Annotated in this window: 15 protein-coding genes and 3 tRNA genes; 10 read left to right on the top strand and 8 right to left on the bottom strand. The window is 62.1% G+C overall.

Annotated elements, in window-relative coordinates; translation table 11 throughout:
- The first annotated feature begins 5 nt into the window (after positions 1 to 5).
- Together EOE18_RS08650 and EOE18_RS08645 are read left to right on the top strand one after the other, a co-directional pair.
- Positions 6 to 752, top strand: coding sequence for a 7-carboxy-7-deazaguanine synthase QueE (locus tag EOE18_RS08650; RefSeq protein ID WP_127708392.1), 747 nt, complete (start codon positions 6 to 8; stop codon positions 750 to 752).
- Positions 749 to 2,182 (top strand): MATE family efflux transporter, encoded by a 1,434-nt coding sequence (locus tag EOE18_RS08645; protein WP_181953032.1) that lies wholly within the window; start codon positions 749 to 751, stop codon positions 2,180 to 2,182. The genes EOE18_RS08650 and EOE18_RS08645 overlap by 4 nt, the downstream gene beginning before the upstream one ends.
- Before the next feature lie 4 nt (positions 2,183 to 2,186).
- On the opposite strand, the gene EOE18_RS08640 is transcribed toward EOE18_RS08645, so the two are convergent.
- The 4 genes from EOE18_RS08640 to EOE18_RS08625 form a co-directional block, all read right to left on the bottom strand.
- On the bottom strand, positions 2,187 to 2,909 hold the full coding sequence (locus EOE18_RS08640) for a TIGR02186 family protein (protein ID WP_127708745.1): 723 nt from the start codon (positions 2,907 to 2,909) through the stop codon (positions 2,187 to 2,189).
- A 44-nt stretch (positions 2,910 to 2,953) separates the two neighbouring features.
- A complete protein-coding gene (locus tag EOE18_RS08635; protein WP_127708389.1) occupies positions 2,954 to 3,865 on the bottom strand; it encodes a sulfite exporter TauE/SafE family protein in 912 nt (303 codons plus the stop codon).
- A 69-nt stretch (positions 3,866 to 3,934) separates the two neighbouring features.
- Positions 3,935 to 5,008: a hypothetical protein gene (locus EOE18_RS08630; RefSeq protein WP_164852713.1), complete on the bottom strand. Its 1,074-nt coding sequence runs from the start codon at positions 5,006 to 5,008 to the stop codon at positions 3,935 to 3,937.
- Positions 5,005 to 6,432, bottom strand: a complete 1,428-nt coding sequence (locus EOE18_RS08625) for a glycosyl transferase family protein (RefSeq protein ID WP_127708383.1) — start codon at positions 6,430 to 6,432, stop codon at positions 5,005 to 5,007. The genes EOE18_RS08630 and EOE18_RS08625 overlap by 4 nt, the downstream gene beginning before the upstream one ends.
- Before the next feature lie 137 nt (positions 6,433 to 6,569).
- Between EOE18_RS08625 and nhaA the strand changes: the two genes are divergently transcribed.
- On the top strand, positions 6,570 to 7,724 hold the full coding sequence (gene nhaA, locus EOE18_RS08620) for a Na+/H+ antiporter NhaA (RefSeq protein WP_127708379.1): 1,155 nt from the start codon (positions 6,570 to 6,572) through the stop codon (positions 7,722 to 7,724).
- 4 nt (positions 7,725 to 7,728) lie between these two features.
- Here the strand turns inward: nhaA and EOE18_RS08615 are convergent, their stop codons facing one another.
- Entirely contained in the window at positions 7,729 to 8,157 is a 429-nt protein-coding gene (locus EOE18_RS08615) for a VOC family protein (RefSeq protein ID WP_127708376.1), read from the bottom strand.
- 370 nt (positions 8,158 to 8,527) lie between these two features.
- On the opposite strand from EOE18_RS08615, the gene EOE18_RS08610 reads away from it, so the two are divergent.
- Together EOE18_RS08610 and EOE18_RS08605 are read left to right on the top strand one after the other, a co-directional pair.
- Complete coding sequence (locus EOE18_RS08610; protein WP_127708373.1) at positions 8,528 to 9,346, top strand: metallophosphoesterase family protein; 819 nt, start codon at positions 8,528 to 8,530, stop codon at positions 9,344 to 9,346.
- 26 nt (positions 9,347 to 9,372) lie between these two features.
- Positions 9,373 to 10,683, top strand: coding sequence for a UDP-glucose dehydrogenase family protein (locus EOE18_RS08605; RefSeq protein ID WP_127708370.1), 1,311 nt, complete (start codon positions 9,373 to 9,375; stop codon positions 10,681 to 10,683).
- Positions 10,684 to 10,776: 93 nt separating this feature from the next.
- Here EOE18_RS08605 and EOE18_RS08600 read toward each other — a convergent pair whose 3' ends face one another.
- Positions 10,777 to 11,379, bottom strand: a complete 603-nt coding sequence (locus EOE18_RS08600) for an LON peptidase substrate-binding domain-containing protein (protein WP_127708367.1) — start codon at positions 11,377 to 11,379, stop codon at positions 10,777 to 10,779.
- A gap of 6 nt (positions 11,380 to 11,385) precedes the next feature.
- Complete coding sequence (locus EOE18_RS08595; protein ID WP_127708364.1) at positions 11,386 to 12,294, bottom strand: tetratricopeptide repeat protein; 909 nt, start codon at positions 12,292 to 12,294, stop codon at positions 11,386 to 11,388.
- A 265-nt stretch (positions 12,295 to 12,559) separates the two neighbouring features.
- On the opposite strand from EOE18_RS08595, the gene EOE18_RS08590 reads away from it, so the two are divergent.
- From EOE18_RS08590 to EOE18_RS08575, 4 genes are all read left to right on the top strand, one after another.
- Positions 12,560 to 12,634 (top strand) — tRNA-Gly (locus EOE18_RS08590).
- Between the two features lie 38 nt (positions 12,635 to 12,672).
- Positions 12,673 to 12,747 (top strand) — tRNA-Gly (locus EOE18_RS08585).
- A 36-nt stretch (positions 12,748 to 12,783) separates the two neighbouring features.
- A tRNA-Gly gene (locus EOE18_RS08580) sits at positions 12,784 to 12,858 on the top strand.
- A gap of 151 nt (positions 12,859 to 13,009) precedes the next feature.
- On the top strand, positions 13,010 to 14,365 hold the full coding sequence (locus EOE18_RS08575; RefSeq protein ID WP_127708361.1) for a methyl-accepting chemotaxis protein: 1,356 nt from the start codon (positions 13,010 to 13,012) through the stop codon (positions 14,363 to 14,365).
- A gap of 17 nt (positions 14,366 to 14,382) precedes the next feature.
- Here EOE18_RS08575 and fghA read toward each other — a convergent pair whose 3' ends face one another.
- A complete protein-coding gene (gene fghA, locus EOE18_RS08570) occupies positions 14,383 to 15,222 on the bottom strand; it encodes an S-formylglutathione hydrolase (protein ID WP_127708358.1) in 840 nt (279 codons plus the stop codon).
- Positions 15,223 to 15,490: 268 nt separating this feature from the next.
- Between fghA and EOE18_RS08565 the strand changes: the two genes are divergently transcribed.
- Positions 15,491 to 17,803, top strand: a complete 2,313-nt coding sequence (locus EOE18_RS08565; protein WP_127708355.1) for an autotransporter outer membrane beta-barrel domain-containing protein — start codon at positions 15,491 to 15,493, stop codon at positions 17,801 to 17,803.
- Positions 17,804 to 17,823 lie beyond the last annotated feature (20 nt).

Genomic DNA, 17,823 nt, shown 5'->3' with positions numbered 1-17,823 from the left:
CCGCGATGACTCTGGCCCTTGCCACCATACGTCCGGGCGAACCGGAAATCTTTGCCGCCTTGCAGGGCGAAGGGGCGTCTTTGGGGCGCCCCTGCGTCTTCGTGCGCCTGTCGCGTTGCAACCTGTCCTGCCATTGGTGCGACACGGCCTATACGTGGCATTTTGATGGCGACAATCGCCCGCACAAGGATGGCAAAACCTTCTCCCGCCTCGACAATCAGGTGACGATGGACGAGGGTGAGGTGGCGCAGATGGTGCTGGATCTGGGCGGGCATTTGCCGGTGCCGCGTCTGGTGCTGACCGGTGGTGAGCCTCTGTTGCAGGCCCCTGCCCTTGCCCGCCTGCTGGCCTTTTTGCCCGGATGGCAGGTGGAGGTGGAAACCAATGGCACCGCCGCGCCCACCCCCGCGCTGGACGCCATGCTGCACCAGTTCAACGTCAGCCCGAAACTGAGCCATAGCGGCAATCCGGCAGAGCTGGCCATCGTGCCCGAACGCATGGCCGCCTATGCCGCCGACAAGCGCGCCTTTTTCAAATTCGTGGTGGCCAAACCTGCCGATGTGGGCGAAGTCAGCACTCTGGCCGCAACCTATAACATCCCCCCCTCGCGCATCTTCCTGATGCCGGAGGGGCGGGATCCGGCCACTTTGCTCTCGCGCATGGCGTGGCTCAGCGAAATCTGTCTGGCCTACGGTTATGCCCTGACAGACCGCTTGCATATTCACCTATCCGGCGACACCAGAGGCACATGAGCGACATAGCCCCCGAACAGAACCCTGCCGCCCCGCGCCCGTCCAGCCATGGCGCGCCAATGCGGGGCGATCTGACCCAGGGGCCGATCCTGAAAACCTTGCTGCTGTTTTCGATCCCCACGCTGATTTCCAACCTGTTGCAAACGCTCAACGGCACGATCAACTCGATCTGGGTGGGCAAACTGATCGGCGAAAGCGCGCTGGCGGCGACCGCCAATGTCAATATCATCATGTTCCTGATGATGGCCGCTGTTTTCGGTTTCGGCATGGCCACCACCGTGCGCGTGGGACAGGCTTTCGGGCGGCGGGATATTGATGCTGCCCGTGTCACTTTCGGGTCGGGCGTAGGCTTTTGCACCGCGCTATCGGCGATCATCGGGGTGGCGGGCTGGTTTCTGGCTGACAAGCTGTTGCACTTGATGGCCACGCCCGAGGCTAGCCGGATCGAGGCCTTGGACTATCTGCGCGTGGTGTTCATCACCATGCCTTTCGGCTCGCTCTCGATCATGCTGTCGATGGGGCTGCGCGGCGTGGGCGATGCCAAATTGCCGCTTTATGCCATGATCCTGACGGTCGCGATCGACATTGCCGCCAACCCCTTCCTGATCCGTGGCATTGGCCCGTTCCCGCCTTTGGGCATTACCGGATCGGCGCTGTCGACCGCGCTGGCCAATTTTGCCGGTGGGGCGCTGATGCTGGGCTGGATCTATCGGCGTGATCTGCCGCTGCGGCTGCGCGGGGCGGAACTGTCCTATCTGCGCCCGCGCGGAGAGGAATTGCGTTTCATCATTGCCAAGGGCCTGCCCATGGGCGCGCAAATGCTGATCGTATCCTCCGCAGGTCTGGTGATGGTCGGTCTGGTCAACCGCGAAGGCGTGGCCACATCGGCGGCCTATGGCGCCAGCATGCAATTGTGGAACTATCTGCAAATGCCCGCCTTTGCCATTGCCAGCGCGGTTTCGGCCATGGTGGCGCAAAATGTCGGCGCGGGCCTGCACAAGCGCGTCAGCCAGATCACATGGCGCGGCATGGTGCTGAATGAGGGCGTGACGCTGGTGCTGGCGCTGGTGATCCTGTTTGCCTCGCGCCCCTTGCTGCACATGTTCCTGTTGCCCGGCAGCCCTTCGGTGCCGATTGCCGAGCATATGCAACCGGTGGTGATCTGGTCCTATGTGCTGTTTGGCATCATGATGATCCTGACTGGAACAATGCGGGCCTATGGCGCGGTAATCACCCCGCTGGTGATCATGTTCCTGTCCATGTATCCGGCACGTATCGGTTTTTACTTTGCCGCCTATGGCTTGATCGGTTCCGAAGCCCTGTGGTGGGCCTATCCGTTCAGCGCGGTTCTGGCCGTGGGCATGACCGTGGCAGTCTATTTGCACGGCGGTTGGCGCAAAAATGCCGTGCGACGCGGGCCTCCGGCCTGAGCGCCTAGATCAGCGCAAACACACGGCCCGCTAGCCAGCCCATGGCAATGGATACACCCACGGCCAGCAGGCCATAAAACACCGGCTGATGCTGGGAAAAATCGGCCACCGCTTTTTCAAAGCCCTGCTTTTCCACCTCTACCCGTGCCGTGGCCGAAGCCAGAACCCGCCCGCGCTGCACGGCAAAGGTTTCGGCGGTATAGGTCCCCACCGGCACATGGCTGGGCAAGGCGATGCGGGCTTCGTAAAGCACCTGCTCCTTGACCCGCACCGCGCTTTCATCCTGCAGATACAGGCCCGAACGGCGCATCAGGTCCACCAGCCCTGCGGCGAAATGCTCCTGCGCTGCCGGATCGATGCTGCCGCTGGGCGATAATTGCAGGGCGGTGAGGCCCAATTGGTAAATGGCAGCGGTGCGCTCATCCACAATCTGCGCCAGCGGGCGGTTGCTGACCACGGCATAGAAACCGGGGACCGAGCGCAAGGTGGTGCTATCGGCATTGACCCAGACGCCCGCCACCCGCTTTTTCTCGCGCAGGGACAAGGGCCGCGCTGGCCCTTCCAGCACGATGACAATGTCATAATCCTTGGCCGCCCGCGCGCCTTCGGGCGAAAGGATCGCACCATAAAGCAGCAATTGCGTGCCGGTAAAACCCTGCCGCACCTCGATACGCGGTTGGGACACGGCGGGTACAAGGATAGGGTTCTGCGCCCGATCCCGCGCCATGGCGGGACCGGCCAGCGTGAAAGCCAGCGCGAACAAAGCGAGCCTCACAGCGCAGCCACCGTAAAGATTTCATCGGGCCGCCATGTCAGGCCAATCGCCATCCGCACCGCGACCAGCAACACGATCGCCGCCAACACCAGACGCAGCCGCAAAGGGCTGGCATTGCTGGCAAATCTTGCGCCCAATTGCGCGCCCGACACCGATCCGATCAGCAACAGCACCGCCAGCACCAGATCGACCGCATGGGTGGTGAGCGCATGCATCATGGTGGTGGCCATGGTGACGAACAGGATCTGGAACAGGCTGGTCCCGACCACCACCTGCGCCCCCATGCCCAGAATATAGAGCATGGCCGGCACCAGCACAAAGCCGCCGCCAATGCCCATCAACATGGTCAATATGCCGGTAAACATGCCCAGCAACAGCGGGGCCAAAGGAGAAATATACAGGCCCGAGCGATAGAACCGCCACCGACCCGGCAGGCTGGCCACCAAGGGATGATGCCGCCGCGCCCGCACGGGCCGCGCCCCATCGGCACCGGCACGCAGGCTGGTGATGCTTTCCTTGGCCATCAACCCGCCAATGCTGCCCAACATGGCGACATAGAGCAGGTTGATCACCGTATCGATCTGCCCCAGCCTTTGCAGCGCATCGAACAGAAGCGCGCCCAGCCCCGTGCCCAGCACGCCGCCCACCACCAAGACGCCGCCCATGTGATAATCCACGCCGCCGCGCCGCCCATGCGCCAAAACGCCCGACACGCTGGCACCGGTCACCTGACTGGCCGCAGAGGCCGCCGCCACCGTGGGCGGGATGCCATAGAAAATCAGCAGCGGCGTAGTTAGGAACCCGCCCCCCACGCCGAAAATGCCGGACAGCATGCCCGTCAACAGCCCCAGCCCGATAATCACGAGGCCGTTTACCGACAGGCTGGCAATGGGCAGATAAATATCCATGTCAAAGCCTTGGTTAGCGGCTTCACGCCCGTGAGAAAACCCCTCAGGCCCGCTCTAACCCGCTTTGGTTTAAAATCCTGCTGACAAGGTGAGCGCTGGCCCCGAATCAGGCATAGCCTGCCCCGCCACGCGGAAACGCCAGTCCAGCGACAAACGCCCCCCTGCCCCATAGCTCCACACCGACAGGCGCGCGGTGGGGCCAATGTCCAAACGCCCCGCCCCTTGCTGCGCCCCGCCCCAGGCGCCAGCGCCAATCCACAATTGCACCCCGCCATCCTGTTGCACCAGACGTTCGACCCGCATCTGGCCATCAACAAAAGGGGTCGCCGCCCGCCCGCCAACATAGCCTGCCTGCGCATAGGATTCGGCCTCGAACCCGCCGCCCAGCGCCAGCGGCTGCCATTGGCTGACCAGACTGACCGCAGGGCGCGGATGGGTCTCGCCACTGGCAAACTGGCTGGCACGCAATTCCACCAAGGCCAGCACGGGCAGCTTGGGCAAAGGCCGCAGGCTAACCCCCAGCGCGCCTTCGGTCTCGCCCGCGCCGTTCATCGCACGATAGGCGCGGACATAGACCGCGCTACGATGGCGGTCGTGCTCATCCAGCCGGTAACGCAACACGCCTCCGATCTGGTTGGCGCCATAGGAAGGCGCCATGGCAGCGCCACTCTGCACCGCATGATCACCTCCGCGCCGTGCCGCCAGCCATGCATCGCCCGACCAGCGGGACACAGGCGCAACAGGTGCAGCGGGCAAGGGCGCGGGATCGGGCGCTACATGATCAGGTCGCGCTGCTTCCCGCGCGGGCGCAAGACTCCAGATCGGCTGATCCGTCACGGCGCGCGCGCTATGGCTGGGCGCAACCTCGGTCATGGCCTGCGCTTTGGGCCGTGGCTTCGGCCTCTGGGGCCTTGGCCTCGGCGCTGGCTCCGGGAAGGGGCGCGGCAGCCCCGCCCAGCGCAGCCCGGCCAAAGGTTCCGGTCGCGCCAAAGCCAGATCCACACGGGCCAATGCTGCGGCATGGTCCCGCCAATCGGCGGCCAGCACCACTCTGCCGCCCACCCAAAGCGTTAGAACCATGCCTAGCATCACCATCGGCCGGCCTTTGCGGTGGTGGATCAATCCCTGCATCTCCTGCGTCATGGTGCTGCTCCCACAATCTTGCGCGCGGGGTGGATGTCATGCTCGGTCTTGTCCCAGACCAGCGCCTGACCGGCCAAAGTCCGGCAATAGGAAAACACGGCCCGACGCGCAGCCATGATCATCACCACATTGGCCAGAGGCATGCGCAACACTGCCCTGACGCCCTCGCCCCAGCCATATTCGCGGGTGGTGAAGGTGAAACGCATCCCCGCGCGCCAGACCATACCCATACCGCACAGCATCAGCCCCCATCGCAAGGCCGAAGGATAGGCCACTTGCGGCATGGCCGCGCCCAATTGCCAGCGCAGCCCTTGCAAAGCCGCGTCCAGCATCAACAAGGCATAGCCGGTAAACAGCACCAAGGCGGTCAAAGGCCCGCGCCTGTCGCGCAGCGTCATCCATTTTTCCACCCAGCGCCGCCCCCAACCCAAGCGGTCCCAGCCCTGCAAGCTGATCCCGTGAATCCAGCGCGTTTTTTGCCGCACCGCGCCGCTCAACGTATCGGGAAAATAGGATCTTGTGCCGATCAACTGCCCACGCTCGTCACGGCAACGCAGGAAACGGCTGCGTCCGCCAAGGCGGGTGATCAACAGGCCCAGTTCATAATCCTCGGTCAAACATTCCGCCGCGAAGGGGCCGGTCCCGCCATCGGCCTGTCGCAATTGGGCGATCTGGTGCAACATCGCCCGCGCAAAGCCACAGCTGACCCCCGCCGCAGGCAGGCCTGCGCCCAGAATGTCGCGTACGGGCAGCATACGGGCATGAGCCTCGGTAAATTCATCGGCATAATGACCTGACACCCAATGGGGGCCGGCGGGCAATTCGGGCCGCACCGGCAATTGGACAAAATCCACCTCATCCAGCGCCCGATCGACCAGCGCCAGTTCCAGCGGATGCACCATATCCTCGCTGTCATGCAGGATAATGCCGCGATAGGCGCGGCCCATGCGCCTTTCGTCGGCGCAAAGCGCGGCATAGAGGCGGTTGAGGCAATCGGCCTTGGTGGTAGGGCCATGGCGGTCATGGACGATAATGCGCAAACGGCTGTCCTGCGCCGCCCCTGCCATCGCTGCGGCGATGGTCGCGGGATCATTGCAATAACAGCCGACATAGAGCGTCACATCCTGCCCGCGCCAATGGTCCAGCATGGTGGCAATGGTGGTGCCGATCACATCAGCCTCGCGCCATGCCGCCACCATCACCGCCAATCGCCCCTGCAAAGGCTCGCACGCAAGTCGAGAATCCACGCGCGGCGTTTTCTGTTGCGAGCGACCGCGCAGCACGAGCCAGATGCCATCGACCAACAGTTCATCCACCAGCCCGACCACGAACCAAAAAAGCGCAAAAATCAGCATTTCGCGCTCGATCAGCAGCAGAAATTCAACTAGCCTAATCCCTGTCTCCGTGGTTCCAAGCGCCAACATGCTCCGGCCCCGCTTCTGATTTTTATGTATTAATACTTATATACCTCCTGCAATTTTCCGCAACAGAACTCCCCCAAAGGGCAGTTTCTGCGAAACAATGTGTTAGATAAATGAAATATTGGCATTTTTTGCAAAAAATGAAACGGCATCTGCAACAGGAGGCTGGCGCGGGCCTGTTGCTGGCGGGGGTTGCATGCCTGTCAATCCTGCTGGCCAATTCGCCATGGTCGGGCCTGTGGCTGACGATTTTGGACGAACCATTTCTTTCTGACCCAAATCACCATCTTGGCACGACTCGGGGCATCATCGGCAATGCGCTGATGGTGGTGTTCTTCTTTGTCGTCGGGCTGGAGGTGAAGCGCGAGATGCTGATCGGCAATCTGTCCGACCCGCGCCAGAGGCGGCTGCCGGTGCTGGCCGCTTTGGCGGGCATGGCGGCGCCAGCGCTGGTCTATACGGCGATCTGCTGGAGCCAGCCCGCCTTGCATCGCGGATGGGCCATTCCGGCGGCGACCGATATTGCCTTTGCGCTGGGCGTGATGGCCCTGCTCGGCCCCCGTGTCCCGAGCGGCTTGCGGCTGTTTCTGCTGACGGTGGCGGTGGTGGACGATATTGGCGCGGTGGTGGTGATCGCGCTGGCCTATACCGCGCATATCGATGCCATATGGCTGGCGGCGGCGGCTTTTGTGCTGGGGGTAATGCTAGGGCTCAACCGGTGGAACTGCCTGCGGACATGGCCCTATATGCTGCTGGCCGTGGCCTTGTGGTGGTGTGTGCTGCATTCGGGCCTGCATGCCACGGTCGCCGGTGTGGTGGCGGCGTTGACGGTCCCGCTCGCGCTGGACGAGCATAAGGACAGCCCATTGCTCCGTCTGGAACACAGCTTGGCGCCATGGAGCGGTCTGGTGATCGTGCCGCTGTTCGGCCTCAGCCATGCCGGTGTGCAGTTGAGCGGCGACGCCCTGAGCAGCGGCACCACCCTGCCCTTGGCGATTGCGCTGGGGCTGGTGCTGGGCAAACCTTTGGGCGTGTTCGGGGCGATTGTGCTGGCGGAAAAGACCGGCTTTGCGCGTAGGCCGCAAGGGGTCAGCTGGCTTCAGGCGCTGGGCGCGGGGCAATTGGCGGGCATCGGCTTTACCATGAGCATGTTCATCGGCACATTGGCTTTTCCGCCCGATCCCCTGCGCGAGAATGCCATACGTCTGGGTATTCTGGGCGGGTCTTTGTTGGCAGGCGCGCTGGGCGCGGCGCTGTTGTGGAAAGGGGCGGCGAGGGAAGGCACCGCCCCTTGAGCCTTTACCAGCTGCCGGTGTTGGGCATGGATACCCATGGCTCCTGCGGCGGCAAATGGCCGTTTTGCAGCAGTTCCACACTGATCCCGTCGGGCGTTTTGACAAAGGCCATATGGCCATCGCGCGGGGGACGGTTGATGGTGATGCCTGCGTCCACAAGCGTCTGGCAGGTGGCGTAAATATCCTCGACCTCCAGCGCGATATGGCCGAAATTGCGTCCGCCGGAATAGGTTTCGAAACTGCCATCCTCGGCGGGCCAGTTATAGGTCAGTTCCACCTCGACGCTTTCGCCGGGGCAGGCCAGATAGATCAGCGTGAAGCGCCCCTGTTCGGAGGAAAAGCGGCGCGTCTCGTGCAGGCCAAGCAGGTTAAAGAAGGCAATCGTCGCATCCGGATCGGTAACGCGGATCATTGTATGCAGAAATTTGGTCACTTGCTGGCTCCTTGGCCGGTGAACGGGCAATCGGGTGGATCGCCGTGCAAATAGGTATCCACAACAGATGTGAACAGGGGCGCTTGGCCCAAAGGCCGTAATTTTGATCAGGCCGGCCCGCAGTTTCATCGCCAAAGGACACCGCATTGGTGGTTTTGTGCGAAGCCAGGCCCGCCGCCGAAAGGAGGGGAAAACACCTCTTCGTAACCAATGTTGCCATAATAGTTCCACACCCATTCCCGAATGTGCCAATCTCGCCACAATTTTGGAAGGATTTGAATTGTTTCCGGCTATGGCCGGACTGCGCCTTGACCGGACAACAAGCCTATCTTATGGCGTGTTTTCGGATATTTACGGATGTAACGCTCGCATGTTCTGGCCTTTTCGCAAGCTGTTGGGTAGCCGGACGGTCTCGACCGTTGCACCGGCCATTCCCTCTGGCGAGCGAGCCTATGCGATTGGCGACATCCATGGTTGCGACCAACTTTTCGCCGCTCTGCAACAATCCATAGAGGCACATGAGGCGCGCCTGCCCCCTGCCCGCACCAGCATCATCCTGCTGGGCGATCTGATCGACCGCGGGCCGGACAGTGCAGCGGTTCTGGCCCGCGCGAAAGATTGGCAGGAACGCCACCGCGCCAAGGGGCTGCCCTTTCACATCCTGATGGGCAATCATGAGGATATGTTGTTGCAATCCATGGCCAAAGTAGAGGCCTTGCGCCCCTTTGTCGAACATGGCGGCAAGGAAACCATCCTCAGCCTTGGCGTATCGCCACAGGCCTATGAAGCAGCAAGCTGGAGCCAATTGCAGGTCCTGCTGCACAAGGCCCTTGGCGAGGAACGCGCCGCCTTTATCCGCAGTTTCCAGCCGATGGTACAGCTGGGCGATTATGCTTTCACCCATGCCGGCATCCGCCCCGGCGTGGCGCTGGAGGAACAAAGCGCGCAGGATATGCGCTGGATCCGCGAACCGTTCCTGTCCAGCAATGACAACCATGGCGCCTTCATCATCCACGGCCACACGATTGTCGAAGCGCCAGACTTGCGCTCCAACCGTATTGGCATAGACACCGGAGCCTATGCCTCGGGCCGTTTGACCGCGTTGATGCTGGAAGGCACACAGCGCTGGTTCCTCTCCGCCGTCCAATCGGGCGCAACTATCACTACCAGCCTCCAGCAGGCGGCTTGAATGCGGTTCACCAAAGGAGTGTCAGAATGAAGATTGCAATGGTTGGCTCTGGCTATGTCGGGCTGGTGTCGGGTGCTTGCTTCGCCGATTTCGGGCACGAAGTGGTGTGCATTGACAAAGATCCCACCAAGATCGAGCGGCTGAACAACAATATCATGCCGATCTATGAACCCGGCCTGGCCGAACTGGTGGGCAACAATGTGAAGGCGGGCCGCCTGTCCTTCACCACCAGCCTTGCCGAAGGCATTGAGGGCGCATCGGCCATCTTCATCGCCGTGGGCACGCCTAGCCGCCGTGGCGATGGCCATGCCGACCTGTCCTTTGTCCATGCCGTGGCCAAGGAAGTGGGCGAAAACCTGAAGACCCCCGCTGTGATCGTCACCAAGTCGACCGTGCCCGTGGGCACCGGTGACGAAGTGGAACGCATCATTGCCGCCACCGGCACGCAGGTGCAGTTCGCGGTCGCCTCCAACCCCGAATTCCTGCGCGAAGGCGCCGCCATTGGCGATTTCAAGCATCCCGACCGCATCGTGGTGGGCACCGAGGACGAATTTGCCAAGACGGTGATGAACGAGGTCTATCGCCCGCTGTTCCTCAACAAGTCGCCGATCCTGTTCACCTCGCGCCGCTCGTCGGAAATGATCAAATATGCGGCCAACGCTTTCCTGGCGGTGAAGATCACCTTCATCAACGAAATCGCCGACCTGTGCGAAAAGGTCGGCGGCAATGTGCAGGACGTGGCGCGCGGCATCGGCATGGATGGCCGTATCGGCTCCAAGTTCCTGAACGCAGGTCCGGGCTATGGCGGCTCGTGCTTCCCCAAGGACACGCTGGCCCTGCTGAAGACCGCAGAAGACTATGACAGCCCGACCCGCATCGTCGAAGCTGTGGTGAAGGTGAACGACAGCCGCAAGCGCGCCATGGGCCGCAAGGTGGTGGACGCGCTGGGCGGCATGACCGAGGCGCGCGGCAAGAAGGTGGCCCTGCTGGGCCTGACCTTCAAGCCCAACACCGACGACATGCGCGACGCGCCCTCGATCGCCATTGCCCAGACCTTGCAGGATGCTGGCGTTACCGTGGCCGCCTATGACCCCGAAGGCATTGAAATGGCCAAGCCTTTGCTGCCTTTCGTGGAAATGAAGAGCGGCGTGTATGAAACGATCGAAGGCGCCGACGCTGTGGTGATCGTGACCGAATGGGACGCCTTCCGCGCGCTGGACTTTGACAAGGTGAAGGCTCTGGCCAAGGCTCCCGTGCTGGTCGACCTGCGCAATGTCTATGATCCGGAAGAAATCCGCGCCAAGGGCTTTGCCTATAGCTCGGTGGGCCGCGTTTAAGCCGGTTTCAGGGGTGGGCCAAGGCCTGCCCCTACCGTAGACACAAAAAGGGCCGCCAGCGCGTCTGGCGGCCCTTTTTGTGTGGGCGGGACCCTATTGCAGGGTTCCGGCCCCGTCATCGCCATCACGGCGGCCATAGAATTGCATCAACTGCACCAGCAATTCACAACGCGCGCCAATATCATCGGCCTCCAGCAAGGCCTGTTTGCTGGCCGCGTCGAACGGTGCGATTTGCGCCACACCATTGATCAACGTCTGGTCATCCAGCCGCGTCACCTGCTGCCAATCCACCGCATAGCCCTGCGCCTCGGCAAAGGCGCGCGCCTCGCGCTCGAACATGGCGCGCTCCACCGCGCTCAGATGCACCTCCACCTCGGGCAAGGCTTCAGCCTCGACCTGCCGGAAAGGCGTCTGCACCGTCATCTCGCGCAGGACGCGGAAACGGGTCTGCCCCGTCAGCACCAGATTGAACCGCCCGTCGGGCAGCGCCTCCACCTCCGAAATATGGCCAAGGCAGCCCACCGCATAGAGCGGCGCCCCCTCCTCCGCCCGCTGCGGCTGGATCATGCCGATATTGCGATCGCGCGCCAACGCATCGGACACCATGGCCCGATAGCGCGGCTCGAAAATATGCAAAGGCAGGCTCAGCCCCGGATAGAGCATCGCGCCAGGCAGCGGGAAGATGGAGACGCGCATCAGCGCTTAACCGAAGAGAATCGTCGACAGCTTGCGGCGCTGGGCCGAAACCCATGCATCCTCCAGACCGATCGCTTCAAAAATCTGCAACAGCTTGGCCCGCGCCGCACCTTCGTTCCAAGCGCGATCCTGCGCGATCAGGCGCAGCAGAGTGGCTGCGGCGGCATCACGGTCGCCCGCGGCAAAGGCAGCACTGGCATAGGCAAAGCCAGCCTCCTGATCCTGCGGAGCGGCTTCGGCAGCGGCTTTCAGCCCGTCCAACTCGCTCGCCTCGGGCGCGTCTTTGGCCAAAGCCAAAGCGGCCTTGGCCTTGTCCAGCACGGGGTCCTTGGCCAATTCCTCGGGTAAGGCATCCATCAGTCTCTGCGCGGTTTCCACATCGCCCAGCAGCAGCAGAGCGCGGATCACCCCCGCATGGGGCGCGGCATTGTCAGGCACCATTTCGGCGATCTGGGCAAAAATGCTATAGGCACGCTCGCCATCGCCTGCTTCCAGCGCTTCCTCGCCCATGGCCAGCAACGGGGCCAGATCGGGCGCCTCGGCGCCATCGGCCTTGACCGGAATCTGCTTCAGGATCTGGTCCAGCATCGCCTTCAATTGCGATTCGCTGCGCGCATTGGTCAGATCGGCAATCGGCTGCCCCTGAAACATGGCATAGACGGTGGGAATCGTGCGGACCTGAAACTGGGCGGCAATGAATTTGTCTTCATCCACATTGATCTTGGCCAGCAGCACGCCCTTGTCGGCATATTCGGCCGACACCTTTTCCAGCACCGGCGTCAAAGCCTTGCACGGCCCGCACCATTCGGCCCAGAAATCGAGAATGACCAGCTTGTCCATCGAAGGCTCCACCACAGCCTTGCGAAAGCGATCCACCGCTTTCTGTTCATCGATGCTCAGGCCAAGTGTCGCCACGGGGATTCTCCATTTTGTGTCTTGCGGCACTTACGCGTGCCTCATTAGCCCTATGTGGCCCTTTACGCGCATTTGTGAAGGGAAAACCTTGCAAATACCCATGGCCCCCGCCGCCCTGCCCGCATCAAATGCCCGTCCGACAAAGGGAATAGGCATAAATTTACCGACCCGCCGCATTTTCCTCTTGGCAAGCGGGCAAAGCTCCGTTAGAGGCCCGCTCCACCCCAGAGGGTCGGCGCATTGCCTTCTCTCTCGAAACGCCAGAGCGGGCGTAGCTCAGGGGTAGAGCACAACCTTGCCAAGGTTGGGGTCGAGGGTTCGAATCCCTTCGCCCGCTCCAAGTTTCACCCGATGATGCAACCCATCATCAAAGCCCGAGCGGGCGTAGCTCAGGGGTAGAGCACAACCTTGCCAAGGTTGGGGTCGAGGGTTCGAATCCCTTCGCCCGCTCCAGTTTACCCGATGATGCATGCGTCATCAAAAGCCCGAGCGGGCGTAGCTCAGGGGTAGAGCACAACCTTGCCAAGGTTGGGGTCGAGGGTTCGAATCCCTTCGCCCGCTCCAGTTTTTCGACATAATGATCATCAGGGCGTGGCGCTTTGCCCCCTGACCCATCCGCCGGTCGGCTTACCCGCAAATATCCCTAATCGGCATCCCGAAGCATTATTAGGAAAAACGCGCAATACAGGCGGAAAATCCGCATAGGAGAGGTCGCGTGTTTTTCCGTCGTTCCGTTCCCGCCCGAGATCTCGATTCGCTGGTGGCCGAGGCGATTTTTCACAAGTCGCCCGACGCCATGCTGTTGATCCGCAACGGCCTTTTCGTTGCAGCCAACCCTGCCTCCGCCAAATTGTACCGCGCGCCGCTTAGCCGCATTCTGGGCGCCTCTCCGGTGGATTTTTCCGCCGCTGTGCAGCCCAATGGCCGCCCTACGCCCGAAATGGTCGGCCTGCGCCTGCAGGAGGCCATGCAAAAGGGCTTCTCGCGCTTTGAATGGCTGAATCGGGCGCCCGATGGCGAGGAATTCCGAATCATCGTCACGCTGATCCCCTGCCAGATCGAGAGCGGGGACGAGGTGCTGGTCCTGCTACAGGATCTGGGCGATACGACACAGGCGATGGATGCGCTGCGTTCAGGGCTGGAGGACCTGTCCAAGGGCGATCTGGAATGCCGCATCACCCAACCCTTTGCCGGTGAATATGACAAGGTGCGCGAGGCCTTTAACGCCTCGGTCGATGCCATGGCGCAATCGGTGATGGCGGTGCGCGACACGGCGCAGGCCGTCAGCCTAGGCGCGGGCGAGATCAGGCAGGCCTCGGGCGACCTGTCCGCCCGCACCGAACAGCAGGCCGCAAGCGTCGAGGAAGCCTCCGCCGCCCTACGCGCGATCACCGATACGATGAGCAGCGCAGCCGAGGAAAGCCGCCGCACCACCGCTTTGGTCGAGGAAGCCCGCGATCAGGCGATGGAATCGGGCAAAGTGGTCAGCAGCACGATACAGGCCATGGACGCCATCGAACATTCCAGCCGCGAAATCGGCGACATCATCAGCGTGATCGATGGCATCGCCTTCCAGACCAACCTCTTGGCCCTGAACGCCGGTGTGGAAGCCGCCCGCGCGGGCGATGCGGGCAAAGGCTTTGCCGTGGTGGCCAGCGAGGTCCGCGCCCTCGCGCAGCGCAGCGCCGATGCGGCCAAGGATATCAAGGCCCGCATTCAGGCATCGACCGAACAGGTCGCCAATGGCGTGGAACTGGTCAGCCGCGCAGGCCAGACGCTGGAGCGCATCGCCACGGTGGTCAGCCAGATCAGCGAGGCCATGCACAGTCTGGACGAAAAATCACGCAGTCAGGCCAGCAACCTGCGCGAGGTGAACAACACGATGGGCGAGATGGACAGCATCACCCAACGCAACGCCGCCATGGCCGAGGAAGCCACCGCCGCCGCACGCAGTCTGGCCGATCAGGCGGACCAACTCAACCACCTGCTCTCACGCTTCCGCATGGCCGGTGGTGGCGGGGGCAACAACAGCTATCCCCCGCTACGCGCCGCGGGCGGCAGGGGCTGGTAAAGCCCCGCCCCACAATTTCAGCGTTTCAAACGCTCGGCGTGCCATGCGACATGGTCGGCCATAAAGCTGGAGATGAAATAATAGGAATGGTCATAGCCTTCCTGCATGCGGATGGTGGCGGGAATGCCAGACGCCTTGCAGGCTTCCTCCAGCAGATGGGTTTTGAGCTGCCCTTCCAGAAAATTATCGCCCAGCCCCTGATCGACCAGCAATTCGGGCAGACGCGCCCCATCCTCGATCAGGGCGCAGGCGTCATAGGCGCGCCATGCCACGCGATCCTGCCCCAGATAGCCACCCAGCGCCTTTTCACCCCAAGGGCAGTTGAGCGGTGAGACGATCGGCGCAAAGGCGCTGACCGAGCGGAAGCGATCGGGGTTGCGCAAGGCGATGGTCAGTGCCCCATGCCCGCCCATCGAATGGCCGGTGATGCCCTGCCGCGTCCTGTCGACCGGAAAATGCTCTGCCAGAAGATCGGGCAATTCCTGTTCGATATAGGTCCGCATCCGGAAATGGGCCGCCCAAGGCTCCTGCGTGGCATCCACATAAAAGCCTGCGCCCTTGCCGAAATCATAAGCCTCGTCATCGGCCACTTCATCGCCGCGCGGGCTGGTATCGGGCGCAACAAAGATCACCCCCGCCTCGGCGCAGGCGCGGCGGAATTCGCCCTTTTCGGTCACATTGGCATGGGTGCAGGTCAGGCCCGACAGATACAACAAGACCGGCAGCTTCTGCCCCTCTGCATGCGGGGGCACATAAACGGAAAAGACCATGCGGGTGCCCGTGGCTTGCGAATCATGGGCATAGACGCCCTGAACCCCGCCGAAACTGCGGTTGGTGCTAATGGTTTCCAACGTCATTCTTTGCCGGTCCCTTTATGGCGCCGCGATGCGGGCGCGAACGTCAAGCTTTTCATAACTGGCCGCTTGTGCGTGTAAAGCGGTGGAAAATCCACCCGCCTGCGGCCCAACCGGCCCGATGCGATAATCAACCTCGCCACAGCGATAAACCTTGCACGCTTCGTTCAAGCCTTTATTCAACGCCCCTATTCATCCACGGTTCACCCCTTTCCGGCCACTCGCCGGACACGGGAAACGACACAGCTTTTGACGAAGGACAGATACGGACATGGTTCGGTCCATTAACATGCCCAACCGCGCCGCTCGCGCGCGCAAGATTGCCCTTGTTGCTCTTTCGTCGACTGTGGCCATGGTGCCTGGCGTGGCCTGGGCCGATTGCACCGCCAGCAACAGCACGACTGTCACCTGCTCGGGCACGTCGGCGGCCTATACCAACAGCGCTTCGGGCGTGAATGTCACCGTCAATTCGGGCGCCAGCGTCACCTCGCCTCTGGTGATCGGCAGCAGCGGCACGCTGACCAATGCCGGCACCATCACCAACACGGGCGCTGTCTATGGCGTGCAATATGGTGACAATGCCACGATCACCAACAATGGCACGATCACCTCTTCGTCCAGCTCCTCGGGCGCAGGCACGATCAGCGTGGGCGCCAATTCGACCGTGACCAACAATGCGGTGATGACCGCCTATGCGGGCACGCCGCTGGTCACCTTTGGCACCAATGGCACGTTCATCAACAACACGGCGGCCACCGCTGCGCTGACCGGCATTGTGGCCTTTGGCACCAACACCGGCACCGACCGCGCCTATTTTTACAATTACAACACCGCCTATGGCCTGACTGGTTCGGTCACCGCCAGCGGCAACATCACCGCCTATAACAACGGCATTTTCACCGGCAATTTCGTCCAGACCGCCAAGGCTCTGGACAATGCGGTGGTGTTCACCAACGACACCTCGGGCACCTATACCGGCCTGATCGTGACCGGTGACCAGACCACGCTGACCAACAATGGTACGATGTACCTCTATTCGGGCAGCACCATCGGTTCGCTGGGCCTTTACGCCTCGCAGGTGACCAACAACAAAGACCTGTGGGTGGGCACGACCTCCTCGCCCGCCGTGCTGTCGATCTATGGCAATTACACGCAGAGCAGCACCGGCACGCTCAATGTGGCAATCATCCCCTCGGGCAGCGCCACCAATGCCGCTGGGACCACTTATAGCCAGATCTACACCACCGGCACCGCCACGCTGGCCGGCAAACTCAATCTGAACGTGTCGGCAGGCTTTTACCCCACCGGCACCACCTTTGACGTGGTGAAGGCCGATGGCGGCATTTCGGGCACATTCACTTCCGACAACATCACCGTCAACAGCGGCACCAACCTGCTGTTTGTGACGTTCTCCGGCCTTGGCGTGATCACCACTTCGGGCACGCAGCAGGTCTATCGCGTGGCCGCCACACATAATTCCTATGCCACCGTCATGCAGGCTGCTGGCGCCAATGCCAACCAGCTGGCCATTTCGCGCGGGCTGGACAAGCTGCTGGTGACCGCTTCGGCCAACACCGGTTCGGACGCCGCCGCCTTCCTCGGCACGGTGGACATCATCAACAACACTTCGGACGCCAAGCTGTTCCTCGACCAGCTCTCGCCCGAAGGCTATCTGGCCTATGCCACGGCGCTGCGTGATCAGGCCAACCTGTTTGCCCGCACCATCAACCACCGCATGGGCGACCAGAACAGCGACCACCCCGAAGATGGCTGGTGGCTGACCCCGCAGATGCAGGCCAGCTTCAGCTCCACCGCATCGCAGGTGGGCGGTTATCGCACCAAGGACAATCTGGTGGGCCTGACCGGCGGTTATGACTTCTCCGGCCCGAACCATGTGTGGGGTCTGGCGGTCAACCTGTCTTGGGACAAGCTGCGCTATGCCGCGCAAAGCCTGAGCGGCACCAACCGCGATTATGCCATCGCGCTGTATGGCGGCAAGAATTTCGGCCCGCTGCATGTGACCGGCCAGCTGGCCTATAATGCAGGCAAGCTGACCACCAGCAAGATCATCACCATCGGCGGCTACACCCGCACGGCGGCCGGTTCGGCCAGCGAATATCTGGCCAAGGCAACCGCCAAGGCCGGTTTCCAGCTGAAGTTCAACGGCATGGTGCTGGAACCCTTCGTCGGGATCGACTTTAACAAGGGCCGTATCAGCGCCTTTACCGAAACCGGTGCGGGTTCGGCCAACCTGACCATCTCGGCCATCAGCGCCGACCGCACCGAGGCGCTGGCCGGTGTATCCTTCACGCGCAGCAAGGGCATGTTCCGCCCCTATGTCGACGTGACCTATCGTTCGCGCATGAGCGGTGCTGGCAACACGGTTACCGCCCTGATGAACGCTCAGGCCGACACGCAATTCACCGTGACCGGTCTGGCGCAGGGCAAGAACCAGATCGACGCCAATGCGGGTATGAACTTTGTGTTCGACGATGCTGGCGCGCTGTTCGTGGGTTATCAGGGCACCTATCGCACCGATTACAAGGCGCATGGCATCAATCTGGGCATCCGCCTCGAATTCTGATCCACGCCTTTTCGGGTAAA

Source organism: Novosphingobium umbonatum (genome assembly GCF_004005905.1).
Classification (GTDB): domain Bacteria; phylum Pseudomonadota; class Alphaproteobacteria; order Sphingomonadales; family Sphingomonadaceae; genus Novosphingobium; species Novosphingobium umbonatum.
This window is presented reverse-complemented; position numbering and strand designations above follow the sequence as displayed.